This window comes from Paenarthrobacter aurescens, from assembly GCF_041549525.1.
Taxonomy (GTDB): Bacteria; Actinomycetota; Actinomycetes; order Actinomycetales; family Micrococcaceae; genus Arthrobacter; species Arthrobacter aurescens.
Map to the genome: position 1 here is coordinate 3903566 of NZ_CP157456.1, position 26193 is coordinate 3929758.

A 26193-nucleotide genomic window follows, 5' to 3' on the forward strand; every position below is an offset into this window, starting at 1 on the left:
CACCCTCTCTCACATCCCGAGCCCTTCCCACCGCACCCTCTCTCACATCCCGAGCCTTCCCGCCGCACCCCCTCTCACATCCCGAGCCCTTCCGCCGCACCCCCTCTCACATCCCGAGCCTTCCGCCGCACCCCCTCTCACATCCCGAGCCTTCCCACCGCACCCTCTCTCAGTGGACATCGGCCCGGAAGATTTGAAAGTATAGGCGGCAGCGGACTACCGCTTCTTAAGGAATGGAACGAGGGGATGAGCATGCGCACTGGTTCAGTTGCCGCAGCCATGGTGAGCGAGGTGGCCGCTTTGGCCTGCTTGGCACTCCCCCGCACGTCGGCATCCCTCTAGCCGCCATTTCGGGCCTCTTGTATTTTGAGGCCCTTTGCTGCGCCTGCTTTTCTCCGATGACCGACGCCTCCTGCCATTTTCCGCGCGCCCAAGATTCGCGCGGACGTCGACCATTTCCGAAAGAAGCTTTGCCATGCAGAAAATTACTGCCCAACAAATCCGATCATCGTTCATCAACGCCAGCCGCTCCGAGGCCGCCAGGCTGAATCTCCCGCGGGACTTTGAAACCATCGACTGGGAAAACCTGGAGTTCCTGGGCTGGCGGGACGACAAGATGCCCCAGCGTGGCTACCTTGTGGTTCCGCATCGGGGAAAGCTCACCGGGATCATGCTCCGTGCACCTGAAGGCGGATCCGGAAAGAGGCGCGTGGTCCTCTGTGAACTGTGCCGCGACGTGTTCTCGAAGGACGACGTCTACTTGTGGGTGGCCAAGAAAGCCGGCCAATCCGGTAGGGACGGGAACACCGTGGGGACGCTCATTTGCGCGGAGTTCGGCTGCAGCGCCAACGTGCGTAAGGAACCGCCCGCCAACGAGATCAACCCGGACCCGGCCGCCGTCGTTGTTCGACAGATCGCCGGACTGGAGGCTAGGACTGAACAGTTCCTGGACCGCGTCAGGGCCAAGTAGCGCAAAGTAGCTGGCAGTAGTGGTTGTTGTGAGGCCTTCGAACAACCACTACTGCCAGTCAGCTCGAGCCAGAGTTACGCACTTTCCTTAACCAATCTGACGACCTCATCCGGAACAACCCAGCGGTTAGCCGTCGGCCCGAAATCGTATGCGGGCAAGAGCAACCCCCGCACGCCAGGGGGAACCTTGCCTTCCTTTTGCAGCATTCTGGTGTGCCTCGCAACCGGCTTTGTGAAGCCTCGGAGCATCCTCGTCGGCTCAAACTCACAAATCTCGTAGACAGATTCCCGAGAAATAGAGCCATCGTTGGCGACTGCCGCAGCAATTACGGCAGCCTGCTTCGAGCCTTGGTATTCCAGGCTTGCAATTACGGCTTCGTACCCTTCAAGGGTCCACTCCGAACGGCCTGTATCAGCAACCATTTGTTCTGGCTCGGAACCGACAAGTGGATCGTCAGAGGTCAGCTCATCGTCCTGAGAACCAGCATCAAATGCGTCCTCAGGAAGCTGGGTGTGGTTGAGCTCTGCAAAGAGGCGCAAGAAGTCCTGAGGAGTCATCAAGTAGACCTGACCGCCAGATCGTCCGTTGAACTCCTCTACAAGGTCACGGTTCGGCCCCAGGAAAGCGCCTTTCTCGCGCCACCACCAGTCCTCTTTCTGATCGCGAGTGATGACAACCAGCGGTGTGCTCGCCTCACATGCGATGTCACACGCCTGAGACCAGACAAGGTAGTCCCCAGCCACTTTCTCTGGCAAATGCTCTTTATCTGCCGCTTTTTCCTTGAAGCCTGGAGCTATTCCGGCCCCGTGTCGTCGAATTCCCTCCGACACTCGCTTGGACCACTCACTGGCCGCCAGCGGTCCAACTACTCGACCTTCTAGCACTGATTCCAGTTCCTGGAGTATGGGATCCTCGGAAGGCGCCGGATAGTTCTCTGTGTCATCGACATGGAATGACGAAACCAAGTCGCGGCTGCCTTCAACGAAAGACTCCAAAAGCTTAACTATTTCTGCCATATCGGTCTCGGGCATCTGGGTGCGGTTACCCCACTGCCTAAATGCCTGACGCAGCGTCTGATTAGCGCTCCCCAGAGCCCGTTCGATATCGAGCTTGGCCTTTGTTCTGTCTTCCAAGACCGATGTGCGATTTCGCCAAAACTCCCTCATAGCTTGGTGAGTGACGAAAAGCCTGTTATTGAGCCAGCGAAGGGCCACCATCATGTTAGACGTGTAAGCGTCGGAACCTCGGTAGAGGTCGAGCATAACGTTAGCGTCGACGGTGACCGATGCCTTTTCGAGTGCAGATTTGAGCTCAGCCCTATCAGGCACCCGATAGTGCCCAAAGTCAGTGTAAATACCAGCCATGATTCCCCCAAAGCGTGAATGTCCGGACCTGTCCCGGCTGCACAAATGTAGCACTCGAATTTGCTGCGCCACCCGAGTGTCACCAACCTAATGGCCGGTACATCTACCGCAGCACGATGTCCACCGGGTTGGCCTCGGAGCGCCACGCTCCGGGCTCGCCCGGTCCGGCAATGACCGGCGCCGTGAGCACGCCCGAGCGGTTTGTGCGCTTGTCGCGGAGGATTTCCGTGACGGATCCGAGGTGCCGGGACAGGTCGATCACGTTTTCGGGAGCCGCGAGCAGCAACTGGAACCCGAATTCGTGAAGCGCCTTGATGCCGGCGCCAGCGAATTCTTCCGAAGCCAACACGAACGCCTCGTCCATCATCACTGTGCCGTACGTTGTGAACCCCTGCTCGGCGATGCCCAGCTGGTAGCTCAACGCCGCGGCCATGATGAACGCCGTGAACCGCTGGCGCTCACCGCCGGACATGGAGCCGGTATCGGCGTGCATGAAGACTTCGGTCTTCTTCTTGCCGGAGCCGCTGGAGCCGCCTGCCTTGCCCGACTTCGAAGCCACCTCGCGGTGCTCCTTGCACTGGATAAACAGGTGCCCACGAACATCGAGTACCTCGGCACGCCAACGCCGGTCCTCCGGTGTCTGCGAACCCAGCCGCTTCACCAGGGTTTCCAAGGACTTGTAACGCGCGGTGAGCTCGGCGTCGTCGTCCACTTCCGTTGCGGAAGAAGCAGCAGCAGAGCCGCGGGAGGGCCGGGTGTGCTTCGCCTTCAGCGCGTTCTGAATGGCGTCCTTGAACTGCTTGGCCGTGGCCGGCAGTGTCTGTTTGATATCCAGTTCCAGGAAGCTGCCCTCATGGAAGTTGACCTGGGAGAGGATCCCGTTGAGGGGCAGGATGCGGCTGGTGATACTGCGGCGTTCCTCGTCCAGCAGGTGCAGGAGCGTGCTGAACGATTCGTGTGTCCTCTGGTTGAAGAACAGCCGGAACTCGGCCTCCTGAGCAGGCAAACCGTCACTGACGATCGCGTGGTACCGGGATTCGAAGTCCCCGGCGGCGCCGATCGACGTGCCGTGATCGGCGCTGATGGCGCTGCCCCAGTCGCGCACGAACGCTTCAAACATGCGGGTCAGGCGCTCGGCCGTCGCCTGTCCCCGCGATTCCGCCGCATGCAGCTCGTCTAGCAGCTTATTACGGACACTGTTGGCCAGGTTGTCCAACTCGTACAGTTCAGAAACCTCGGCGACGCCGTCGAAGTACGGCTCCAGCGCGGTGACAGTAGAGGCCGACGGCGGTGCTTGCTCCAGCTTGAGCCTCGCCGCATCCAGCAGGCCGTCCGCCGTGGTCATCTTGTGGTCCAGCGCTTTGTATTCGCTCTGCAGCACAGCGGCCGAGCCTGTGGAGGACTGGTGCTTCTCCCGGACAGTTTCGATGCTGGCCCGCAGCGGTTCCAAGTCCGCCTGAGCGGCCAACGCATCGGTCAGGCGCTGCTCGATCCTGGTAAGTTCCTCCGCCGCGACCGCTGCGGAGACCTGCTCCCAAGGCCGTTCATCTTCAGCCACACGGCGCAGTGCCTCGAGCTGCCGGGCCATTCCCTGGTGCGAGTCCTCACGGCTTTGTGCAAGTTCCGCGGCCTTCACGAGCTCGTTTTCCAGCTCCCCCACACGGGCCGCAACGAGCTCGAGCTTGGACGCATTATCGAATCCGAGCACGTAATCCTGGCGGCTCGTGAAGCGATCGTCCTTCTCCACTGTGTGCCGGTTGCGCTTGACCACGCCGCCCAAGCTGAGGCCCTTGTCCATCGAGGCAAGCTCGTCCGGGTCCTCCACGCACGGATAGGCGAAGTCCAAGGCGATCCGCTCCCGAATCCACTCCCCCGCTTCTGCATTGGCGCCTGAGGTGAGGATGCTCAACTTCGTCAAGAGGTCGCCGTCGGACACGTCCTCCACAGCCAGGGCGCCGCCGGCAAGCGGCTTTGAGACATCCACGGCGCGAAGAGCGCCACGGACAGTGTTGTCGTTCAAATAACGGGTGACCGCTGCGAAGTGCTCGCCGGGTACCAGCAAGGTGGTGGCAAGGTTACGCAGCGCACGCTCCGCGGCAGGCCGCCATTGATCCTGCCCCTCGGCCAGATCCATCAACTCGCCGCCAAAGGGCATGCGATCTTCCGGAACCCCGGTAGCCGCTGCGATGGCCGCCCGGTTTTCAATGCTCGACGGCGGCAGCAGGGACTTGCGCGACCGCAACGAAAGCAGCTCTTGCTGGGCCGCAGCGAGCTCACGTTTTTTGGTTGCATGCCCGTCAAAAGCCTCGAACCGCAGTTCCTTGAGCGCTTCCGAATCGTCCTTCAACTCGGCCGAGCGTGCCGCTGCCTGCTCATGCGCCTGGTCCCAGCCCTCGGCCGACCATTCCAGGTTCAGTCCGGCGTCGGCCAAAGCCTTCTTCGCTGAATCCTCAACCTGCTGACGCAGCTTGAGGCCCACCCGCGCGTTTTCCAACGACTGCTCAATGGCCGAAATGGCGTTGCCACCCCGGTTGTTGTAATCCAGTTCAAGGTCCCGGAGCTCCTTGGCCAAAGCGTCCCGCACCGTGCGTTCTGCCGCCAATTCCTGGGCTTTGGCCTGTGCAAGTTCCTTGAAACGGGCCAGCGTCTTGGCGTGGACCGTGACGGCAAGCTGCTGCTTGTAGGCCTCAAACTCCTCGCCGGCCAGCTCACGGAGACGGTTCGCGTCCAGCAGCGCCTGCGCATACTCCTTATTCAACCCCGGAACCGGCGCCAGTTGATCGCGCTGCTGCCGGACATCCTCCAACCGCTGCCGGATGGACATCAGGTTGCTGAATTCCTCCACCACATCATCGGCCGCAGCCAACGTGGCAGGAGCGTCCAACACCTGGTCACGGAAGAACGTATTCACGCTGCCACCCAGACCCTTGCCGGCCTGGATCACGCGAAGCAACGGAAGGGCTTGGTCCGAGTTGATGCCCAGCAAACGCCGGAAACGCTCAGCGAACGCCTTATGCACATCGAAGACCTGGCCCTCAGGGAAGATCCCTTCCAGCGCACCCTTGGTGAACCGCTTCTGGGCAATGCCCTCGATCGCCTCAAGGTCCAACGGTTTGCTGTCGATCACATAGAAGCGCCCAACACTGGACTCCGTGCCGTTCTTGGGGAGGTCGAACAGCGCTGACACCGTCACCTTCGTGCCGGCGGCGTTATCAAACGTCAGGGCGACGGCGGACCATGTGGCACCAGGGCGCTGGAAGGCACTGGCCGAGCTATCACCCACCGCCTTATCACCAACCTTGCCGCGCATATAGGTGAACGTGGTTCTCTTGTCCTCCACAGCACCACCGGACCGCTGTGCAGCAGCCTCGTTCGAGCGCGGACGGGCATCAAAAACACGGAGCATCGCGTCAAAAAGAGTGGACTTACCGACGCCCGAGTTACCCGTCAGGAGGGTGCCCTTACGGTCCACGTGCATGGTGTGAGCGCCATGGAACGTGCCCCAGTTGACCACCTGCACCAATGCCAAACGCATCTGGCCGGGGTTCGTCAGCTCGCCGAGCGGGAGCATGCTTGCGATGGTCACTTGGCTGGCTCCTCTGTTGTTGGGTCGCCGTCCGCTGCGGGGGCAGCATCGGCGTCGTCGTCGGCATCTTCCGGACTCGGGTCGGAGTCCAGGTCCAGGAGGGGTTCTGTTCCGGATTCGTCGGCTGCCACTGCTATCAGGGCCTCTATTTGGGCCGGGATGTCGCCGATGTTTTCGAAGGGAAGGGCAAGCGGGAGGGCGTTGCTGATGGTGTAGGTGTCATCCAGCGGGGTGGGGAGGATAAGTTGGCGGGCCAGGAGTTTGGTGATGGTCCGGGTGACGACGTCCGAGTCACGGAGGGCATCCTGTTGGCCTGCCGGGGTGTAGTTGGCCACGAGGTCCGAGATCTCTTCGCGGGTGATGGTGGGGTCCGTTTGGGCTGTGACGTGGCGGTCCAGCAGGAGACGCAGGCGCAGCAGGACGATGGTTTCCACACGGCTCAGGGCCCGCTGCTGACGCAGGATGCTTGAGCGCGAGCTGGCGCCGACAACCTCCGGATCGACGGGTCGGAGCACGGCGATTTTGCGGTCGTGATCAAGCTGGAGAGTGAGGAACAGTTCGGAGAGGCGGCTGCGAAGGATCAGCTGGTTGTCCAGCAGCGTGGTCCACAACTTCTCGTCACGGCCCCCGTCAATGTACGGGCCTTTCAGCAGCTTCACCAGCGCATGCCGCACTTTCATGGGCAACACTCCGGTGTCTCCTGGGAAGAGCGCGGCGCCGTCCACAAACGTGTCCCGCGGCGTGACCCGGAAGGGGTCAGCGTGGGCAACTTCAGGAGCCGCCTCAAGCCCGGCGTCAGTCCCATCCTCGGCGCGCTGGTCCGCTTCGGTGAGTTCCGTCGTCGTGGTTTCTTCAGTCATCAGAATCCTCATTTAGCGTGACCACCGGCAGGTACGCTGCGCGGGTACTGCCGTCAATTTGTTCGAAGTCGATGTGTTCCCAGGCAGCCCTGTCAAAGGCCGCGCCGGTCTGCAGCGCCATGGAAAGCAGCGTGCGCACGGTGTTGATGTGGCGTTCCTCGGCGGGCAGGTTTTCCCAGGCATCGCCAAGCGTGGTGGCCCCTGCCATGGCGGCCCGGATAACAGCGGGTTTGGCCTTTCCGGTCCGGGCCGACCTTACGCGGTCCGAGTCGCTGAACGCGATGGGGTCAGCCAGGCGTGGGGGCGTGGCAAATTCATCGGGGTCGAAGAGTTTGACCATCGCCAAGGACTCAAACCCTGCGTTGTAAAGCACGGGCCCGCGGACCAAGCCCGGGCGGTCGCGTTCATACGGCATGGATCGGATGGCTTGCTCTGCCTCGGCCAACACCTTCCGGAGGCTGACGGACTGCCTGACGTCATCGCTCTGAATGTAGGTGTTGAGGCTTTCGGAGAGTTTGCCGTAGATCCTCTGGATGTGGCTGTGCTGGGTGCGCAGTTCCGCCACCAGGTTTTTCAGCGTCTCGCGGTCCTCGTGGGAGAGATCGTCAGCGAATTGACGGCTCAACACCTCGCCGATTGCCGAGCGGAACCGGACTTGCTGCTGCGGATCCTCCAGGAACGCGGTGAAGGAACGGAAGGTGCGGCCTTCCGGGCTTTGGCGCAGGCGTTTGTCCGCCTCCAAAACCTGGGCCATGGTGGCGCCTTTGCTCAGGGATTCCTCGATGATCTGGTTGCGGAGCTCGCCCACCAGCTCTTCAATCCGGTCACGCATCTTCTTGTAATCGGCGGGCAGGCTGGCGGCGAGATCAAGAATGTTGCCGGCCGCTTCAACTGCTTCCTCATCATCAAGGAGTCCATCGAACTCCCCTGAGCTGATGTCCTCCACCAGTTGCTGGCGTTCCTGAATTTCTTCTTCGAGGGCTTCCAGGCGCGCGCTCTGGTCAGGGTTGGTCTCGTTGGCGAGCTTTTCAACATCGCCCAGCAGCGTGCCGAGCCGCGATCCGTTCAGTGTGGAACGCTCGCTGGAAAGACTGTCCAGGAACGCGAGCACGCGGGCAGCAGGTTCGGTAACTTCGTAAACGATCTGACCTGACTGGTTGCGCCGGGTCAGGAACTGCTTCCGGGTCCATTCGTCGCCAAAGAGCTTGCCGTTTTGCTGACCACCCAAGGCTGGGTCCTGGCGGCGGAGCTGCTCCAGGAAAGCGTCGACGTCGGCGTGGAACTCTTCGAGCGGAAGCTGCGGCCGGGTGCGGGTAAAGGAGGCCTGCAGCACCGCGATCACCCACGGCGCGGACCGCGTCAGAGCCCAGGCGGGGCCCTTGGTCAGTTGCTCAAGATCACGGAGCCGGGCACTGATGGCATCCGCGGAGGACATGGCTGAACGGGACAACTACTCTCCTTCAGCTGCTGCGAAACCTGGCTGGCAGCGAAAACTGCCCCGTACAAGGTTAACGCAGAGCGTCGCCGGGACGACCGCCGGCCTCAAGTGCCGCCGTCGAGCCCGCTGCCGTGCCGCCGTCGAGCCGGTCCCCTGCCGCTGGCCGCAACCATTCCGTAACCTACCGTCCGGTATGGTTTCGATCCCATATCAACGCTGCCACTTACCGCTTCTGCTCTGGCTGGAAACCGCGCCCGCCCCTAATGTCAGAGCATCGACGCAGCCACGCCGCGCCGACCCACGCACCGTCGCCCCGGGGGGAACCATGAATTTCGACTTCACTGCGTTAGATACTGCAACTTACGTATTCATTGGAACACTGGTGTTCGCTGCAATTCTGGTGGCATTTATTGCCGCGGCAGCACTGGCAACGATCGTTCTTATCGGAGCAATGGGCATTGCCTGGTATGCCGTTAAGTCGGTGCTGGGCGGCCTCGTTCACGGCATTAATTTCGCGTGGGACCGCGTGGTTCACCATGCCGGACAAGTGGAAATTCCCGCCGAATTCCAGCCCCAGGTTTCCCCTAGCACAGGTAGCTACTCACGGGTAGCATTGAGGGACAGCTGAAGGGTTCGCACCCAAGGCGGACCCTGGCTCCATCCGGCACCACCGGCTAGAGGAGTTTTCCCATGACGTCCGCCACTGACAACAGTCTCGCCGCAGCAAGCGTCAACGCCAGCGCAGAAGAAGCCCGGGCCGTAGCCGAAGCCGCACGGGAAACTGAATGGAACCGGCCCAGCTTCGCCAAAGGCCTGTACCTGGGCAGCTTTGACCTCAGCCTGATCCACCCTTGGCCACAAGCCAAAACGGACGATGTCCAGCGGGGCGAAGAGTTCATGGCCAGCCTGCTGAGCTTTGCCAAGACCATGTCCGGACGCGTGATTGAGCGCGACGCCAGGATTCCCGACGAATACCTCAAAGGACTCGCCGATCTTGGCGTCTTCGGCATGAAGATTCCGCGCGAATACGGGGGCTTGGGCCTGTCCTTGGTCTATTACGGCCGCGCACTTGCACTGCTGGGATCGGTACATCCGAGCCTCGGCGCCCTGATTTCCGCCCACCAATCCATCGGCGTTCCGGAACCGGTGAAAGAGTTCGGCACAGCCGAACAGAAGCAGGAGTACCTGCCGCGTTGCGCCGCCGGCGCCATTACTGCGTTCCTGCTGACAGAGCCCGACGTCGGCAGCGACCCCGCCCGCATGGGCGCCACAGCAGTCCTGTCCGACGACGGCGAGTCCTACCTTCTGGACGGCGTGAAGCTCTGGACCACCAACGGGGTGATCGCCGAACTCGTGGTGGTCATGGCAAGGGTCCCCCAACATACCGACCCTGACGGCACAGAACACAAGGGCGGCATCTCAGCGTTCGTTGTGGAAATGGACTCCCCCGGCATCACCGTGGAAAACCGCAACGCCTTCATGGGCCTGCGCGGAATCGAGAACGGGGTAACCCGTTTCCACCAGGTCCGCGTCCCCGCAGCCAACCGGCTGGGACGTGAAGGGCAAGGGCTCAAAATCGCCCTCACCACCCTTAATACAGGACGGCTTTCCATCCCCGGCCTGTGCGTGGCCGCCGGAAAGTGGAGCCTGAAGATCTCCCGCGAATGGTCCAATGCCCGGACCCAATGGGGACGGCCGGTAGGCAAGCACGAGGCCGTGGGCAAGAAGATCGCCTTCATCGCCGCCACCACTTTCGCTCTGGAAGCGGTGTTCGAACTCTCCGCCGAGATGGCTGATGCCGGCCAAAAAGACGTTCGCATCGAAGCTGCCCTGGCCAAGCTGTGGTCCACGGAACTGAGTTGCAGGATCGCGGACGAACTCGTGCAGATCCGGGGAGGCCGCGGATTCGAAACGGCCGACTCCCTGGAAGCCCGGGGCGAACGTGCCGTGGCTGCCGAGCAACTCCTCCGCGACCTCCGCATCAACCGGATCTTCGAGGGCTCCAGCGAGATCATGAAGCTCCTGATTGCCCGCGAAGCCGTTGACGCCCACCTTGCCGCCGCGGGCGACCTCGCCTCAGCGGACGCGAGCCTGCAGGATAAGGCGAGGGCCGCCGTCGGGGCCTCCGGCTTCTATGCCCGCTGGTTGCCTAAACTTGTGGCCGGCGCCGGTATGGACCCGCGGTCCTACGCAGAATTCGGACGCTTGGGCAAGCAGCTGCGCTTCGTGGAGAGATCATCGCGCCGGCTGGCCCGTCAAACCTTTTACGGTATGGGCAGGTGGCAGGCCAAGCTTGAGCACAAGCAGGCGTTCCTGGGCAGGATCGTGGACATCGGCGCTGAGCTGTTCGCCATGGCAGCGTGCTGCTCCCGGGCCGAAATGCTGCTCCGCACCCACCCCGGGCAAGGAGCCGCGGCCTTCGAGCTGGCCGAGGCGTACTGCGAGCAAGCCCGGGTGCGGGTGGACGAGTACTTCGATCAGCTGTGGAGGAATACTGACGACGGCGATCACGACCTTTCGCGCAAAGTCCTCGCCGGGGACTACGCCTGGTTGGAGGCCGGCGTCCTGGATCAATCCGAAGGAACCGGCCCCTGGATTGGCGATGCCTCCCCGGGCGCTTCAATCAAGGAGAACCTGCACCGCAGCTATCGGTGAGAGTTTCCTGCTGCGTTCCTTCCCGGTTAGTGCGGGGAAGACCGGTTATTGCCGCCGGCAACGTGGAGGCAAGTGGGAAGGAGCGCGCTCAACAAACGTCCCCGTCCACGTAGAACCAACGCTTGTCTTCCCGGACGAAGCGGCTGATTTCGCGCTGGACGCCGCGTTCGCCGTCGAGCCTGTAGTGCGCAGCGAATTCCACCGTCCCGGTGGTGTCCAAGGGGCCGCCATTGGTGGTGGAAACGATGTCCAACCTGCGCCACTGCATGTCCGGGTCCAAGTCCATGGATTCCGGCCGGGTGGAGGGGTGCCAGGTGCGCAGGAGGTAGGCGGGCTCCAGGACCACGAACGCCGAATATCTGGAGCGCATCAATTGCTCAGCGGTTGGCGCGTGGGCATCGCCACGGTGGAAGCGTCCGCAGCAATCGAGGTACTGCTCACCGGAAAGGCACGGGCAGGCGCCGTTGCGAAGACGGGCTGAATCAGGGGTCACGGGATCCCAATCTGAGGCTGAAAATGAGAGCTGGGCAACATATTTTCCCACGCCGTATAACAGCTTCGAAACAACCCTGCCGGAGGGTGGGGCGGGACGTGATTCCGTCGGTGCTGGACCTTAGGCTATATATGCAAGCTGGGTGGGCATTGGGCGCATCACAAAACGACGGCCAGGGGAGGCTAACGTGGAGGATCCGACAACACTCGCCATCAACCTGACGTATTTGGGGACACTGGGACTCGCTGTCGTCATGTTCCTGGGTCTCATGTTGATCGTCATCATCACTCTGGTGATCGCTGGAGTTGGACGGCTGCTGTCCATCATCCTCTTGGCCCTGGTGGGAATCTTCCCCAAGAAGGCCAACACCCCCATAGTTCACCTGCCCCAGCACCCTGGGCGGGCGCCTGATCTGGCGGCCGAGGACGACCTCGCACCTGTTGCTGTTGCCGAGCCGGCTGCTGATGCCGAGCCGGCCGCTGCTGGCGCATCGGCTGCTGTTGCCGCGCCGGCTGCCGCTCCAAAGCGAGACTTTTTCGGTGGCACCCGGCGACGGATCTCGGGTGCGTCTTCTGCGCTTAAGGACGGCGCATGGAAGGCCAAAGTAGACCCCCGAAATCTGCCCAAACCTGCTGAGGTCAAATCAGTGGTGGAACATCAGACCGCCCACCACCCGATTGTTGTTGCAGCCGCCAAGGAACCACCCGTCCTCTCCAAGGACTGGGCTGATGCTGTGGCACAAGCGGACGAAAGGGCGGCCGCACGCGCCAAAGCGCAACAACCTCCGGCCATCAAGGTCACTGTCCGCGACCTCGACGAGCCCACTCCGCCTCCCCATGGAAAAACTCCGGCACCCAAGCGTCCCGACGTCCCGCCCAAGCGGCCGGACCACGGACCAGCACAGGCCGGCGATTCCAAGAACCCGGCCTTGGGGAATGGGGCTAAGAAATCGGGCCCGGACACTTCCAAGAATGGAAAGTCTCCGAGCCCGATTCGAAAAGGTTCACTCAGCGGAGCCAGCCGCAACTCCTAAGTCAGCTCCGCGTACCTAAGCCGCCCACGCAACTACGCTGCCAGTGGCCTACGCTGCGAGCTGCCTGAAAGCCGCGCCGTGGTAGATCAAGGGCTTGGTTTCAAGGTTGATGGTGGTGGCCTTGACCTCGAGAACAACAATGGCGTGATCTCCGGCCGGGGTCTCGGAAACAACTTCGCATTCAAAACCCAGCACTGCGCCGTCGATCAACACTGCTCCTGAGTCGCTCACGCTGGTGTCCAGCCCGGCGAAACGGTCGCGCGTCTTGGAGGCCAGCTGGAGCGCCGCAGCTTCCTGGCCCTCCGCGAGCACCGAAACTCCCAGGCGCTGGGCTTGGCGGAGCTTCGGCCAGGTGGTGGAGGAATTCTGCACGGCGAACATCACCAGTGGCGGTTCAAGTGAAACGCCAACCGTGAAGGACGATGCCACCAGGGCCTCCGGCGTGAAATCCACCATGGCGCTGAAGGCTGCAACTCCAGACGGGAATTGCGCGAATGCCGCCTTGATGGCCGCCGTTTCTTCCACTGTGGTCTGTGTCATTCCGGTGTCCCCTAAATCGTGCGTTGCCTGAGTTCCTTTTCCATGATTCACCTGCATCCTGGAACGGCAATATTTGTTGATTCGAAAGACATTTGTGTTGCCGCGTGTCAAGAAATATCGCGAAGTATGGCCTCTTCCATTACCTCGCAAGACGAAAAACGAAGAACTTCTACCATTTGCGTTTATGCCTCCGGTGGCCGTGTGTAGCCTCGATTGAACATCCGCACCGTTTCACCACAGGAAGCCGACATGAGCCTCAACGAGCTACGAACGCTTGGACGCACTGGCGCCCTGATTAGCCCCCTCACACTGGGCACGCTGAATTTCGGCACCGGCGCCGCGCCAACGGGTCCTGCCGAGAGCATCCGCATCATCAAAGCTGCCCTCGACGCCGGTATCACCAGCGTTGACACCGCAGACATCTACTCGCAGGGCGAAGCCGAAACCGTGGTTGGGCAGGCCATCCACAGCCGTCGCGACGACGTTTTCCTGGCCACCAAGTTCCACGGCCAGATGGGCTCCAACCCGGCACACGCGGGCAACTCACGCCGGTGGATCGTCAGGGCTGTGGAGGACAGCTTGCGGCGCCTGAACACGGACAGGATTGACCTCTACCAAGCGCATCGTCCGGACTACAACACGGATTTGCTGGAGACCATCACAGCCCTTAACGACCTCATCCGGCAGGGCAAGATCCTGTACTACGGCACGTCCGTGTTCAGTCCTGCCCAGCTTGTGGAGGCGCAGTGGATCGCGAACACCAACCACTTGACCCCGCCCGTGGTGGACCAGGTTCCCTACTCACTGTTGGTGCGTGCCAACGAACGGGACGTTTTCCCCATCACCCAGCAGTACGGCGTCGGGGTTTTGAGTTACGGACCGCTCGACGGCGGGTGGCTGGCCGGCGGTTACCGTGTGGGCGGGGGCCAGCCGGAGAGTTCGCGTTTCTCCGCCGTTCCTGGTCGCTTTGATGTGAATGCACCGTTCAATCAGGGCAAACTGCATGCAGCCGACGCCCTTGCGCAGCTTGCTGCCCGGCATGGGCTGACGTTGGTTCAGCTTGCCGTTGCTTTCGCTCTGAATCATCCCGCGGTGACCAGCGTGGTCATCGGGCCGCGAACAGAGGATCACCTCACCGACTATTTGAAGGCCGCGGATGTGGTGCTCAGCGAGTCCATTTTGGATGAGATCGATGACATCGTGGCACCGGCCGTGAACTTCCTGGAGCGCGACGCTGGCACTGTTGCCCCCCACCTTGAGTACCCGGAACTACGACGCCGGTAACCCCCTTCCGTTGTGAGTCCCGCTTTGCGCCCCGCGTCCCCGTGTTGGCGCGCAAAGCAGGCCCCACAACGGGCTATTGACGCAGCTCCGGCCGCGGCGTGATCCTTGACCTAAGTGCTGCGGCGCTCCGCAGCGTTTAGCTTCCAGTAGAACGCCGCCGTCCCATGTCCAAACACCACGTCAAACAAAGAGCAACGCAGGACGCCAACCCCGGGCAGCCGACCCAAGGTCCGCTGACCCACGAAGAACTGCAACTCTCCGGGCGCAATCACTCCATGCCGCTTGAAGCCCTGCAGGACGACATCACGCCGGCCGGGCTGCATTACCTGCTCATCCACTTCGACATCCCGCATGTCTCCGCCGATACCTGGCGGCTGCGACTGGGCGGCGCTGTTAATCGGAGCCTCGAATTGAGTCTCGAGGACATCAAAGCCCGGCCCGCCGTCACCATGCCCGTCACCCTTGAATGCGCAGGAAACGGGCGCTCACTGCTAAAGCCCCGTCCCGTCAGCCAACCCTGGGTGCTCGGCGCTGTAGGCACGGCGGAGTGGACCGGAACCCCGCTGGCACCCCTGCTGGAGGAAGCAGGTCTGGCAAGTGACGCCGTCGAGCTTGTCTTTACCGGTGCCGACGCCGGCATTCAGGGCGGCGTCGAAGAGCCCTATGCGCGAAGCCTTTCGGTGGCCGAAGCGATGCACCCCGAAGTCATGCTGGTCTACGCCATGAACGGCAGCCCGTTGCCAATCCAGCACGGGTTCCCCCTCAGACTGCTGGTTCCGGGGTGGTATGGCATGGCGAGCGTGAAGTGGTTGACGTCGATCGAGGCTGTGACGTCAAGGTTCATGGGTTTCCAACAGGCGGTCGCGTACCACTATCTTCAGGGACCAGACGGGCCGGGGATTCCCGTCTCCCACATTCGCGTGCGCTCCCTGATGATTCCGCCCGGAATTCCGGACTTCTATACCCGACGACGCGTGGTGGATGCCGGTCCCGTGATGTTGCACGGCCGCGCATGGTCCGGGCACGGCGAGGTGGAGCGCGTGGAGGTGGGGATCGACGGCGAGTGGATGCCCGCACATCTTGAACCTGCTCTGGGCGACTTTGCCTGGCGGGCGTGGTCCATGGTGTGGGTGGCAAGTCCCGGCGAGCACGTTCTCCGGTGCCGGGCCATGGATACCTCGGGCGCGCTGCAGCCCACTGACCAGGTGTGGAACTACCAGGGCATCGGGAACAACATGGCGCAGGTGGTGCAGGTGACGGTGCGGTAGTTCCTGGGCGCGCCAGTTCCTTGGGCGGGCCCAGATCGCTGGAACGGTGCGTGTTCGCCGGAAGTCTCCAGCGATTTCGGTGGCTTCCCCGCGTTCTCGCAGGCTTCCAGGTTCCTCGCCAGCCTGCCCCGCCCCGATTAGACTCGTTCCAATCATGAGTATCCCGTCTTCATCCCCAGCCAACGTCCGAGTCGACGCCTGGCTGTGGGCGATCCGTGCTTACAAAACCCGCTCCGCTGCCACGGCCGCCTGCCGTGCAGGGCATATCCGCATCAACGGAAACCCGGTCAAGGCCTCGCAAAGCGTGATCATCGGCGACACCATCCGCGTCCGGGAATCCGGCTGGGAACGGATCCTGGAGGTCCGGCGGCTCATCGCCAAGCGCGTCGGCGCCGAAGCGGCCTCGCACTGCTTCACTGACCACACTCCCCCGCGTCCGGTTGCTCCCAAGTTGGGGCTCCCTCAACGCGACCGCGGGGCCGGCCGACCCACCAAGAAGGACCGCCGGGATATGGAGAAACTGCGGGGCTAGCCTCCTGGTGCCCGCGACGACACTTATCCACAGGGCCCCGATTCTGACGTGATTCCTCCATGGCCCTCTGCTTAGACTGGCCGCCACACCGCCAAGCAGCTTCCGGGGAGCCTGTCATGTCACGCCTTTCGTTTGCCCATTCTCGTACCGTTCACGTCCGGACGGCTGCCTTCGGCCTTGCGGCCGTGGTCCTTCTCAGTGGTTGCCAGGCCGCCTCGGCACCGGGCGGCTCCCCGTCAGAAACAAGCTCGACGACGGCGTCGCCCACCTCGAGCGCTTCGGCTCCGGAGGCCTCGGCTACTCCGGTTGCCCCGCCCGCCGTCTACAAGCCCGCCGACGCGTCCGGTAAAGCCCAGAACGTGCCCGTTCCCGTGATGCCGGAGCTGGCGAAAGAGAACTCGAAGGCGGGGCTGGAGGCGTTTATCGGGTACTGGTATGCGGTCAAGAATTACGCAAATCAAACTGGTGAGCTCTCGGTTCTCTCTACGCTCAGCTCAACAGGATGCCAACTATGTGGCCACATGCAGAAAGCAGCAGTCGATAGTTATCGAGACGGTCGTTGGATAGCTGGCGGAACCTTACACCTAGCAACCGTTGAAATGGATTGGGATGCTGACACTAGCCCCCACCTGTCAAGGGCCCAAGTGATACAGGATGCGATTAGTTACTACAACGCGGACGGTACAGAAGGGCGGCCCTCAGACGCAGCCACCAACGACACTTTCGTGATCCTTGCTGAGTTCGAAACCGCGTGGAAGGTTGTGGACACCGGTGTCATTCGCTGACCGAACGCGCCTGTACGCGTTCTCTTTCCCGCTTACAGCCTTACTCGTTTTGACCATTTCCAGCACGAGTGTTGCCGCGACCAACGATGAGTGGATTAGTTTGAACGACTCGAATGGCAGCGTCGACTTGGAGGCGAACTGGTCATTTGATCCGGTAACCGGGAAGTCGACTCCAACCCTCGGGGGTACTTCCGCAGCCGAGGATCCCTATCAGTACAAGCCTGACCTTCGTTGCACCCTTGGCGGTCCGGGTGCTCGGGAGATGGGGTGTCTGGCGCTTGAGTGTCCGCCAACAACACCTGATGGCGAGAAGGGTTCACCGGTCATCTGGATGCAAGCACCGAAGGGCATTACCAACCCGACGTTCACCGATTGGCAGCCTGTCGACGGCAAGCCAGCGTGTCTGTATGACCCCGAGCCCGGGAACGTGCTCGAAGACATCGCCGCCCGGGTCCTCACCGACTTCCAACAACTCCCGGTCAACCCCGGAACCCTCCAAGCCCAACCATTCCCCCACACCCTCAAAGGCGGACCCACCAACTTCTACACCACCACCGGGGAACAAACCTTCGACCTCACCGTCCTCGGCCAAAAGGTCCACCTCACCGCCACACCCACCAACTACACCTACGCCTTCGGAGACGGCACCACCTTGGGACCAACACCCGCCGCCGGTTACTCCATCCCACAAACCGAATGGCTCACCAACCAAACCCGCACCAGCCACAACTACACAAACACCGGCAACTACCCGGCCACCGTCACCACCAGCTTCACCGGCACCTACTCCGTCAACAACGGACCACCACTACCCATCAACGGAAACCTCAACATCACCACACCACCAACAACCATCCACGTCTGGAAAACCGAAAAAGCACTCGTCGCCGACACCTGCCAGGAAAACCCCAACTCCTGGGGCTGCCCCGGAGCAGAGACCGGATAGCCGGACGGCCTCACGTACCGCCACCACCCACTTCGAAGGCGGATCGCCCGGCGGACACCACGCAGGCGGCGAGTCCAGGCCCTTCAAGATTCAAAGTGGGTGGTGGAGGCTCATGAAGTCAGGGATCCATCGCCTTAAGTGGAGAAAGCACCAGTTCCGAAGAACCGATGCTTTCCACCGATTGAAGCTTAGGAGAACCAGGTACCTGGAGGGCCCATGAACAACAGGAAGCTGAAGACGGCGCCCACGGCAACGAGGGTGACAACTACGGCAAGAATCGGGTTCCGAAGAACCCAGGCCTGGGCTTTCTCGAAGCCGCCCCGGGGTTCCTCCCCTCCAGCAGCCAGGCGCCAGTCGCCAGCCAGGAGTCCTCGGCGGTCGAGCGACTTCTCCGTGGGGATGGTGGCGTAGGGGATAACGGCTGAACCGATGGCGAGCAGGCCCGTCCGGGTGGACCACTTCTGGTTGATCCAAGTGAACGCAGCCGTCGCGGCATAGCAAAGGAAGACGAAACCGTGGATGCCACCGGCAATGCTCACACCAACATCGGTGGTGCGGGTGACGTACTTGAGGAACAGTCCGATCAACAGCAGCGTCCATGTCACGGCCTCGGCGAAAGCAACGGTACGGAACAAGGTGCGGGGCTGCATGGAAGTCCTCAGGTAGAGAGCGGGAGTCTCCTCCAATTTACCGTGACTGTAGAAATTCCCTGGTGTCAGGCCATGCAACCTTTAGAAGCAGCTGTGGTGGCCGCGACCCGAGAAGCCGCGGAAGACCGTCGTCGTGCGGGCCAAAAGATTGTCGGGCGTGACGCAGCAACCGCAGCAACCGCAGTGTCACGGCAGCGGGAGCGCCTCCCGGTTCCGGATCTGCGAGTCTCCGAATTCGATGGCCACTGGATCGATCTCCATCTCCGGCTCGTGGCGGGTGCGAGCCTTGCCCACCGCGATGTGGGGCAACCACCGGGGTGACCTGTAGCCGAGTGCCGGTGAGCTGAGAATGAAGTCGTCAATGTTGTCCAGGCCAAGATCATCAAGGAGTACGTGGAGGCCTTGAACCAACAGCGCCTGGTAGTCGTGAACCTCCTGCGGCACGTCCACCTCAAGTCCCATCAGACGGCCGCCACCCAGAGGGATCAGCTTGTCCGACTTCCCAAGAAAACCCTGCAGCACCGGCAACTCGGTCAACCAACTGGCGATCTCCGGAAGTGTCTTCTCCGACGGCGACAACCCCTTGGTCCAGGCAGCAATGTCCCTGCCCAGGTCATCCAGAATGCCAATGTGCAGCAAGGTCATATGCAATCCCTGGGGCTTTCGCAGGGATTGGACGAACCGGTTCAGTCCCTCGTAGTCCGAAGGCCCAGCCCCTACGCGAAGGACGGGCACCTCCACAGTGATGCGGGCTTCATGAGGTTTGCTTCCATGGGAGACAACGGCCGTCATGGTTGCCATTATGCGCCGAACGCACAGCGAGCGGGAGGCCGACGGAGGCACTCGGCTTCCGCCGTCGTACTGCTTGTAGCCGGCGCCGGGTTTACTTCTTTGTGCGGGCCTGAACAAGGTTGGCGAACGGAAGGCGTCCATGGGCGGCCACGAAGCCGGCGTGATAGGCGGCCTCGGCTGCGTTGACCTCGGAAGCCGGGAATTCCTTCCACGCGATGATCAGATCCGAAGCGTCGCGGAGTTGCCAGATGAGCCGCGCATCCCACACCACAGTGGGCCGTCCGCGGCCGTAGTCAAGGAACTCCTGGATCTGTTTGCGGAGCCCGCGGTTGCCTTGGCTTCCAGCGCTGGCTTTGCCGATGTACAGCACCGAAGCTTCGGGCACCCATTCGGATTCCAGGGCGTCGCGTTTGAGCGAGGGGTCCTTTTTCTTGAACGTGCCGGCAGCGCTCTTGCTGAGGAACACGGGCTCAAACTCGGCGGGGCGAAGGATCGCGAAGACGCCGGGGCCTTGGGGAATCCTCATGGGATCGAGTTCGTCGAGGGGCCGGAATCCGGTGAACCCGTCCTCGGTGAGGGACTTTTTGGTGAAGAGCATGAATATAAGGACTAACCCTTTTCAACTACGGAATCGGCAGATGCCGGGTCATTTTCTGCATGGGCGTTTCTGCGGCCTTCGATGCCCTGCGCCACTTGGAGAATTCGGTCCTCAATGCCTCCACCGATTGCCTTGGGAGCAGCGGCGACGCCACCGGCAGCCGCAGTAACCGCCCCTGCTACCGCCTGGCCGGCCTGTTGTCCCAGGCTAAGTACAGATTGGTTCCATTTCGATCGCTCAACGGCGCTCATTTCCGGCATGCCAAAGTTGGCGGCAAACACGGCCAAGAGCCTCTGCAGCTCCTCGACGGCGCCATATAGCTTGGGCATGTCAATGGGATTTGCGACCCGTGTAAGGGCGCTGACATTCACAGCTTTGGCGGCAACATCGGCAAGTCGCTGAAGCTTCGAACGGGTCATTTCCAGACGTGTGTCCTTGGCGGCGAACACATGTTTCACATGCGCCGTGTCCTTGAGCGTCGTTTCAGCGTGGACGATCTCCAATGAATCCAGCCGCACCGCATTCGTCAAAGTGACCGCCGTGATAATAAGCCAATGCTGAAGGTCTCCGTTGGCCGCTTTCTTGGCATTGGCCAGACGGACACTAAAATCCTTGGCGTCAAGCTCATCAGTGAGCGAATCGATGTGGTTGAGTGCAACAGCGTGGGCCTGGGCAAGACTTACTGCTTGGCCAGCCACCTGATCCCACAATGTACTGGTAATTGTGCCCGTTTCCTCAAAATATCCGAACGCCTTATCGAGGATTTGTGTAGTACCTTGAATGTTGCCCATGGCCTCATGGCGGTTGTCACGGATGAGCACATCCACCTTGGCGTCAACCGACTCCATCAACGTCTCAAGACTGTGAATGGCCGTGCGGATGGCGAGGCACGCCGCGAGCACGGGAAGGTTTCCTCCGGCTAAGGATTTGAGGGGCGAAGTCTTCACGAACTCCAGAACGGTGTCTATGCGACCGTCGGATGTACGAGCCAACCCCGCCACCACGCCGGGCTTACTTGCAGTTTGGCCGGCTAGTTCAATATAGCGCTGGAACGACTCTGAAGTCATCGTGAACGCGTTGCCAGATAGTGCAGACGGTCCCGCTTCCTTCGCACCAGCCAAGCCTGAAGCTGCAGCCAACATGTCTGCGACAGCAGAGCCCAACTTTGAGGTGGACGTCTCCGGGACGTCGATAACGCGGAACAACTCGGCGATCGCCGTGGGGTCACCCGCCACGAGGGCGGACTCTCCATCAACGCATATGGCGATTTCCGGGGCTTTTTCTTCCATAGCCACATCTTCACATATAGGTCTGACAGGACTGGTGCCTCTGCACTCGGTTACCTCGATCGCGCCATTCTTGACGCGCTCACGGCGTAGCAATGAGGGAGAGCTTGCAGTTTCAAGTAATCTACATTTTCATCACTCTAAGTATTCGCATAAATAGGGGGACTATTTGCGTACCCAATTCCGGCTGCCCCACAGCCACCGTCCAACTCACGCTACTTCCACGAAAGGCTCTACACCGTGCGGAAGCTAGCAATTGCCGCGGCCACTTCGGTGGTACTCGCGGCCACATCCTGGGCCGTCGCCACGGCAGCTAACGCCGATTCGGGAACTGTCGTTCGGGTGATTGACGGGGACACCGTCGTCGTGTCCATTAACAACATCGATCAGACCATCCGTCTTTTGAACATCAATACGCCGGAAACCAAGGATCCGAACAAGCCCACGGAATGCCTGGGCCCAGAGGCGACGGACCATCTGGAAGAAGTCCTTCCGGTGGGCAGTAAGGTTCGCCTGGAGTTCGACGTCGAGCGCCATGACAAATACGGCAGAACTCTGGCAGGGGTCTTCAATGCCAGTAACAAGCTCGTCAATGCCGAAATCGCCCGCCGAGGGCTTGGCGTTCCAATGGTGGTAGGCGACAACCGAAAGTTCCTCCCTCCGGTTGAGGCCGCTTATCAGGAAGCCCGAACCGCCAAAGCCGGGCTGTTCGCCGAGACCATTGAATGCACACTCCCGGCACAGCTGGCGGCAGCATCGGAAGCACTGACGGCCGCCGAAAACGCCGCGCCAGCAACCACCTCCGCAGCAGCTGGCACCACCGCAACAGGCTTGGCGGCCGCTCTTGTCACGGCCAAAGCCGCTCGCGATCTACTTTCCGCAGCCAGGGATACCGAGCAATCAATCGTCTGGGCGGCCTACGAGTCAGTTGAGGCAGGGTCAAAACTGGCCGCCCTGACAACACGGATCACTCAAGCAGAAAACACGTTGACCAAGGTGAAGGATCAGCAAACATCACTCGCGGCTGCGGAAAAGAAGGCCGAGGAGGAGCGCGTGGCCGCTGCCGCCCGGGCTGAAGCTGACAGGAAGGCCGCTGAGGAAGCCGCAGCAGCTGCAAAAAAGGCTGCCGACGAAGCTGCCGCAGCAGAGCAGGCACGGGCCGCTGCAGCAGCAGCCGAAGCTGAGCGGATCCGCAACATCCCGGCTGCACCGCCAGTTCAGCAGTATGCTCCGCCGGCGCAGCAGTACGTGCCACCGGCCCCGGTAGCTCCGGCGAACCCAGCGCCCGGCTACACCGGCCCCCGGTGCTACGCGCCTGGAGGGAAAACCTGGCGTCCCTGCTGACGCCCTCAAGCAAGCCCGGCACCGCAGATCTGCCGTGCCGGGCTTGCTTCGCACGAGAGTCAGTGAGTGTCCGCCCCTGCCACTAAACTCGCATGAGTGATCACAGGTGAAATTAAGTCCCAAGTAGACAAAGTCTGGAATACGTTCTGGAGCGGCGGTATCTCTAACCCTCTGGAAGTCATCGAACAGATCACCTACCTCTTGTTCCTCAAGCGCCTCGACGAGAACCACACACGGGCAGAGGCACAGGCCAACCTCCTGGGCGAGCCGATTGAGAACGCGATGTTCCCCGAAGGCGTCGATCCTCAGGGCCGCCCCTACTCGGACCTGCGATGGTCGAAGTTCAAAGATTTCGGCCAAACAGAGATGTTTACAGTCTTCCAGCAGAGCATCTTCCCGTTCCTCCGCACTGAGCTGACCAAACAGTCCAATGGGGAGGACTCCACGTACAGCCATCACATGAAGGATGCGCAGTTCAAGATCCCGAACGCGGGTGTCTTGAAGCAGGTGGTGGATGTCATTGACTCCATCAACATGGAGGGTCGCGACACCAAGGGCGATCTCTACGAGTACATGTTGTCGAAGCTGGCGTCGGCGGGTACCAACGGACAATTCCGAACCCCGCGGCACATCATCGACCTCATGGTCGCGATGACAGCACCCCAGCCGCTCGAAGCCATCTGTGACCCAGCCGCCGGCACCTGCGGCTTCCTGGTTCAGGCCGGCGAATACCTCCGCACGAACAACGCCAACCTCCTCACCAATGACGAGACGAGCAAGTTCTTCCACCACGAGCAGTTCCACGGTTTCGACTTCGACTCCACCATGCTTCGGATCGGTTCCATGAACATGCTCCTCCACGGGGTCGAGAACCCGGACGTCTCCTACCGCGATTCACTTGCCGACCTGCACTCCATCGAGGAAGAAAAATACAACGTCATCCTCGCCAATCCGCCATTCGCCGGCAGCTTGGACTACGAGAATGTGTCGAAGGAGCTGCTGAACGTCGTCAAAACGAAGAAGACCGAACTCCTCTTCCTGGCACTGTTCATCAAGCTGCTCAAGCCAGGCGGCCGGGCCGCAGTTATCGTTCCTGACGGCGTCCTCTTCGGCTCCACCGGCGCACACAAGTCCCTTCGCAAGACACTGGTGGAGGGACACAAGCTCGACGCCGTCGTCAAACTTCCGTCCGGCGTCTTCAAGCCCTACGCCGGTGTCTCCACGGCCATCCTCTTCTTCACAAAGACCAACTCCGGCGGCACGGACAACGTCTGGTTCTACGACGTAAAGTCCGACGGCTTCAGCCTCGACGACAAACGCACGCCGCTCGGCTCTTCCGACCTTGAGGACGTCCTCTCACGCTGGAATCAGCGCACGACGGCGGAACTTGAGCGGGCGCGCACGGAGCAGTCCTTCTGTGTTCCGCTTTCGGAGATCGTGGCGAACGACTACGACCTTTCACTCAACAGGTACAAGGAGATCGAGTACGAAGAGGTCGCCCATGCTGCCCCGGAGGAAATCTTGGCAGCGCTCGATGAGCTCGAGGCCGAGATCACTGAGGGAATGAACGAGCTGCGGGAGCTGCTGAAGTGAAGGCCGCGAAGCTAGCCGATGTCTGCGACATCATTATTGGCAGAACGCCGTCGCGAAGTGAGCCACGGTTCTGGGCAGGCGACCTGCCATGGCTATCAATTGCAGACATGAATCAGGGCAGAAACCTCCTACGCACCAAAGAACGAGTTACATCTGATGCGATGCAGGAATGCAAACTTCGAATAGTTGAGGCCGGGACGGTACTCATGAGTTTCAAACTGTCCATCGGTAAAGTCGGGATAGCCCGAACCCGCATGGCAACCAATGAAGCCATCGCAGCTCTTCCTGTGAAGGACTCCTCTCGCCTGGATTCTACGTACCTCTCTCGTGTTTTGGAGTCAATGGATCATACGGGCGCAGCAAATCGCGCTGCGATGGGTGGGACCCTCAACAAGGCGTCGCTGGCGGCCATCAGGATTCCAATTCCTCCACTAGAGGAGCAACGGCGGATTGCGGCGGTTTTGGACAAGGCCGACGAACTTCGCGCCAAGCGCCGCCGCGCCATCGCCCACCTGGATGCGCTCATCCAGTCGATCTTCCATTCCATGTTCGGAGACCCCAGCAAAGCTGAAGATGGTCAGCGGCTGGAGGAACTTTTGGCGTCGATCGATAGCGGAACCAGCCCGGTCTCGGAAGACCGTCCTGCCACCCCCGATGAATGGGGCATTCTCAAGGTTAGCGCTGTCACAAGCCAGACCTACATCGATTCCGAAAATAAAGCTCTGATCAGTTCGAAACCGAAAACCGCTAACGAGGTTTGTCCGGGGGACGTGCTGTTCACTAGAAAGAACACGCCGAAGCTGGTTGCGGCCGTGGCCATAGTCCGTCGCACACGACCTAGGCTCCTTATTCCGGATCTTGTGTTTAGGTTGAACATCCGAGACCGGACACAGCTTGACCCTGAGTACCTTCAATCCGTGATGGCTTACCCAACTCAAAGAGCATCCGTTCAGCGTCTGGCCGGTGGATCCGCTGCTTCAATGTCAAACATTTCTAAGAGCAAGCTGGCAACTGTCAAAATCCCAGTCCCCCCACTCGAACTGCAGCAGACCTTCGCAACCCGAGTTGCCGCCGTCGAGCGTTTGAAGGAAACTCACCGCAAGCACCTGGCGGAACTGGACGCGCTCTTCGCGTCGCTCCAAAACCGCGCGTTCAAAGGAGAACTCTAGTGACCGAATCAGCGGCCCAGGCGCCCTCGACCGAGGTGCCGATTTGGCCAGCGCTCATCGTGCCCGTTCTCCAAGCCCTATCTGGTGGACAGACGCTTCACCGGAAGGAGCTCTTCCATCAAGCTGCGGATCAAGCCGGTCTGTCGGAAGGCGCTCGCGAGGAGACCCTGAACTCTGGCGGACTACGTTACGAGCAACGTATGGGCTGGGTCCTAAGCCACCTGACACGGGCAAGCTGGATCGACCGTCCCGTAAAGGGGTATTACTGCATCACGGATGCAGGCAGGCAGTGGCTTCTGGACAATCCTCAGGGAATCAACTACAGCCAGGCACACACGATCTTTGCGCAGTATTGGCCGAAAGCCGATGGTCAAGTCGCACCCACGCAGGTTGCGCAAGAGACCGGCCTCGCAGCTACGGACGAACTGGAACCAGTGGAGCAGATCGAGGACGCGATAAATCGCATCCAAGACGAAGTGGGAGCATCGCTGCTCAGACGGCTGCACGAAGAACATCCGGACTTCTTCGAAGACGCTGTGGTGAAGCTGCTGCTGAAGATGGGATACGGGGGTGCTGAGCAGCGGGGTCGACGTATCGGTGGCACCGGTGACGGTGGCGTTGACGGGGTTATAGACCAAGATGCGCTTGGGTTGGATCGCGTCTACATCCAGGCCAAACGATACAGCCCAGACAACGCCGTTGGCCGCGAAGCCATCCAAGCATTCGTAGGGGCGCTCCACGGCTTTTCTGCTTCCAAGGGCGTCTTCATCACCACCAGCAGGTTTTCACAAGGCGCGAAGGATTATGCAGGCAGTGTTGGCACCCGGACAATTCTGATTGACGGCGCTCGCCTTGTCAGTCTCATGATCAAGTACCGGGTCGGAGTGCAGGTGAAGCAGAGCTACGACGTCGTGGAACTGGACGAAGACTTCTTCGAATAAATCAAACACTGTCGCCGTACGGCAACACATGCTAAAGTCGGCGTACGGCGACATTCGCAGAAGTTG

Annotated in this window: 23 protein-coding genes; 13 read left to right on the plus strand and 10 right to left on the minus strand. The window is 61.1% G+C overall.

The genetic code is table 11. The annotated features are described in order from the left end of the window. The first annotated feature begins 475 nt into the window (after positions 1 to 475). Positions 476 to 970, plus strand: coding sequence for an FBP domain-containing protein (locus ABI796_RS18115; RefSeq protein ID WP_141286353.1), 495 nt, complete (start codon positions 476 to 478; stop codon positions 968 to 970). A gap of 74 nt (positions 971 to 1044) precedes the next feature. On the opposite strand, the gene ABI796_RS18120 is transcribed toward ABI796_RS18115, so the two are convergent. The 4 genes from ABI796_RS18120 to ABI796_RS18135 form a co-directional block, all read right to left on the minus strand. Then, positions 1045 to 2334: a PIN-like domain-containing protein gene (locus tag ABI796_RS18120; protein ID WP_141286351.1), complete on the minus strand. Its 1290-nt coding sequence runs from the start codon at positions 2332 to 2334 to the stop codon at positions 1045 to 1047. A gap of 103 nt (positions 2335 to 2437) precedes the next feature. Further along, positions 2438 to 5920, minus strand: a complete 3483-nt coding sequence (locus ABI796_RS18125; RefSeq protein WP_141286349.1) for an ATP-binding protein — start codon at positions 5918 to 5920, stop codon at positions 2438 to 2440. After that, entirely contained in the window at positions 5917 to 6780 is an 864-nt protein-coding gene (locus ABI796_RS18130; protein ID WP_141286347.1) for a DUF4194 domain-containing protein, read from the minus strand. Before ABI796_RS18130 ends, ABI796_RS18125 begins: the two co-directional genes overlap by 4 nt. Continuing rightward, a complete protein-coding gene (locus tag ABI796_RS18135; RefSeq protein ID WP_141286345.1) occupies positions 6773 to 8230 on the minus strand; it encodes a DUF3375 family protein in 1458 nt (485 codons plus the stop codon). The genes ABI796_RS18130 and ABI796_RS18135 overlap by 8 nt, the downstream gene beginning before the upstream one ends. A 313-nt stretch (positions 8231 to 8543) precedes the next feature. On the opposite strand from ABI796_RS18135, the gene ABI796_RS18140 reads away from it, so the two are divergent. Next, on the plus strand, positions 8544 to 8846 hold the full coding sequence (locus ABI796_RS18140) for a hypothetical protein (protein ID WP_141286343.1): 303 nt from the start codon (positions 8544 to 8546) through the stop codon (positions 8844 to 8846). Positions 8847 to 8908: 62 nt separating this feature from the next. Next, the gene (locus ABI796_RS18145) at positions 8909 to 10873 is read left to right on the plus strand and encodes an acyl-CoA dehydrogenase family protein (RefSeq protein ID WP_141286341.1); all 1965 of its coding nucleotides are present in this window, start codon (positions 8909 to 8911) and stop codon (positions 10871 to 10873) included. Between the two features lie 88 nt (positions 10874 to 10961). Here ABI796_RS18145 and ABI796_RS18150 read toward each other — a convergent pair whose 3' ends face one another. Continuing rightward, positions 10962 to 11366 carry a YchJ family protein gene (locus tag ABI796_RS18150; RefSeq protein WP_246095898.1) on the minus strand — a complete coding sequence of 135 codons (405 nt, stop codon included), beginning with the start codon at positions 11364 to 11366 and terminating at the stop codon, positions 10962 to 10964. Between the two features lie 187 nt (positions 11367 to 11553). On the opposite strand from ABI796_RS18150, the gene ABI796_RS18155 reads away from it, so the two are divergent. Further along, entirely contained in the window at positions 11554 to 12399 is an 846-nt protein-coding gene (locus ABI796_RS18155; protein ID WP_141286337.1) for a hypothetical protein, read from the plus strand. 48 nt (positions 12400 to 12447) lie between these two features. Here the strand turns inward: ABI796_RS18155 and ABI796_RS18160 are convergent, their stop codons facing one another. Continuing rightward, positions 12448 to 12939 carry a flavin reductase family protein gene (locus ABI796_RS18160; RefSeq protein WP_141286334.1) on the minus strand — a complete coding sequence of 164 codons (492 nt, stop codon included), beginning with the start codon at positions 12937 to 12939 and terminating at the stop codon, positions 12448 to 12450. A 249-nt stretch (positions 12940 to 13188) separates the two neighbouring features. Between ABI796_RS18160 and ABI796_RS18165 the strand changes: the two genes are divergently transcribed. The 5 genes from ABI796_RS18165 (at position 13189) to ABI796_RS18185 (ending at position 17754) form a co-directional block, all read left to right on the plus strand. Further along, the gene (locus ABI796_RS18165; protein WP_141286326.1) at positions 13189 to 14223 is read left to right on the plus strand and encodes an aldo/keto reductase; all 1035 of its coding nucleotides are present in this window, start codon (positions 13189 to 13191) and stop codon (positions 14221 to 14223) included. A 164-nt stretch (positions 14224 to 14387) separates the two neighbouring features. Continuing rightward, complete coding sequence (locus tag ABI796_RS18170; protein ID WP_141286324.1) at positions 14388 to 15491, plus strand: sulfite oxidase; 1104 nt, start codon at positions 14388 to 14390, stop codon at positions 15489 to 15491. Positions 15492 to 15645: 154 nt separating this feature from the next. Beyond that, the gene (locus ABI796_RS18175; protein ID WP_018779945.1) at positions 15646 to 16023 is read left to right on the plus strand and encodes an RNA-binding S4 domain-containing protein; all 378 of its coding nucleotides are present in this window, start codon (positions 15646 to 15648) and stop codon (positions 16021 to 16023) included. A gap of 116 nt (positions 16024 to 16139) precedes the next feature. Further along, entirely contained in the window at positions 16140 to 16808 is a 669-nt protein-coding gene (locus ABI796_RS18180) for a DUF6318 family protein (protein WP_170224983.1), read from the plus strand. A 331-nt stretch (positions 16809 to 17139) separates the two neighbouring features. Next, positions 17140 to 17754, plus strand: a complete 615-nt coding sequence (locus ABI796_RS18185) for a hypothetical protein (protein WP_303446782.1) — start codon at positions 17140 to 17142, stop codon at positions 17752 to 17754. A 188-nt stretch (positions 17755 to 17942) separates the two neighbouring features. On the opposite strand, the gene ABI796_RS18190 is transcribed toward ABI796_RS18185, so the two are convergent. The 4 genes from ABI796_RS18190 to ABI796_RS18205 all read right to left on the minus strand — a co-directional run bounded on the left by ABI796_RS18190 (position 17943) and on the right by ABI796_RS18205 (position 21083). Further along, complete coding sequence (locus tag ABI796_RS18190) at positions 17943 to 18404, minus strand: DUF3817 domain-containing protein (protein ID WP_141285986.1); 462 nt, start codon at positions 18402 to 18404, stop codon at positions 17943 to 17945. Between the two features lie 186 nt (positions 18405 to 18590). Next, the gene (locus tag ABI796_RS18195; RefSeq protein WP_246095884.1) at positions 18591 to 19196 is read right to left on the minus strand and encodes a hypothetical protein; all 606 of its coding nucleotides are present in this window, start codon (positions 19194 to 19196) and stop codon (positions 18591 to 18593) included. Positions 19197 to 19287: 91 nt separating this feature from the next. Continuing rightward, a complete protein-coding gene (locus ABI796_RS18200; RefSeq protein WP_141285990.1) occupies positions 19288 to 19794 on the minus strand; it encodes a hypothetical protein in 507 nt (168 codons plus the stop codon). 11 nt (positions 19795 to 19805) lie between these two features. Next, entirely contained in the window at positions 19806 to 21083 is a 1278-nt protein-coding gene (locus ABI796_RS18205) for a hypothetical protein (RefSeq protein WP_141285992.1), read from the minus strand. Between the two features lie 237 nt (positions 21084 to 21320). Between ABI796_RS18205 and ABI796_RS18210 the strand changes: the two genes are divergently transcribed. The 4 genes from ABI796_RS18210 (at position 21321) to ABI796_RS18225 (ending at position 26127) form a co-directional block, all read left to right on the plus strand. Then, positions 21321 to 22424: a thermonuclease family protein gene (locus ABI796_RS18210; protein WP_170224977.1), complete on the plus strand. Its 1104-nt coding sequence runs from the start codon at positions 21321 to 21323 to the stop codon at positions 22422 to 22424. A 96-nt stretch (positions 22425 to 22520) separates the two neighbouring features. Continuing rightward, positions 22521 to 24017 (plus strand): class I SAM-dependent DNA methyltransferase, encoded by a 1497-nt coding sequence (locus ABI796_RS18215; protein WP_141285996.1) that lies wholly within the window; start codon positions 22521 to 22523, stop codon positions 24015 to 24017. Then, positions 24014 to 25186 carry a restriction endonuclease subunit S gene (locus ABI796_RS18220; protein WP_170224978.1) on the plus strand — a complete coding sequence of 391 codons (1173 nt, stop codon included), beginning with the start codon at positions 24014 to 24016 and terminating at the stop codon, positions 25184 to 25186. Before ABI796_RS18215 ends, ABI796_RS18220 begins: the two co-directional genes overlap by 4 nt. Beyond that, positions 25186 to 26127 carry a restriction endonuclease gene (locus tag ABI796_RS18225; RefSeq protein ID WP_218028025.1) on the plus strand — a complete coding sequence of 314 codons (942 nt, stop codon included), beginning with the start codon at positions 25186 to 25188 and terminating at the stop codon, positions 26125 to 26127. Before ABI796_RS18220 ends, ABI796_RS18225 begins: the two co-directional genes overlap by 1 nt. Positions 26128 to 26193: the final 66 nt, after the last annotated feature.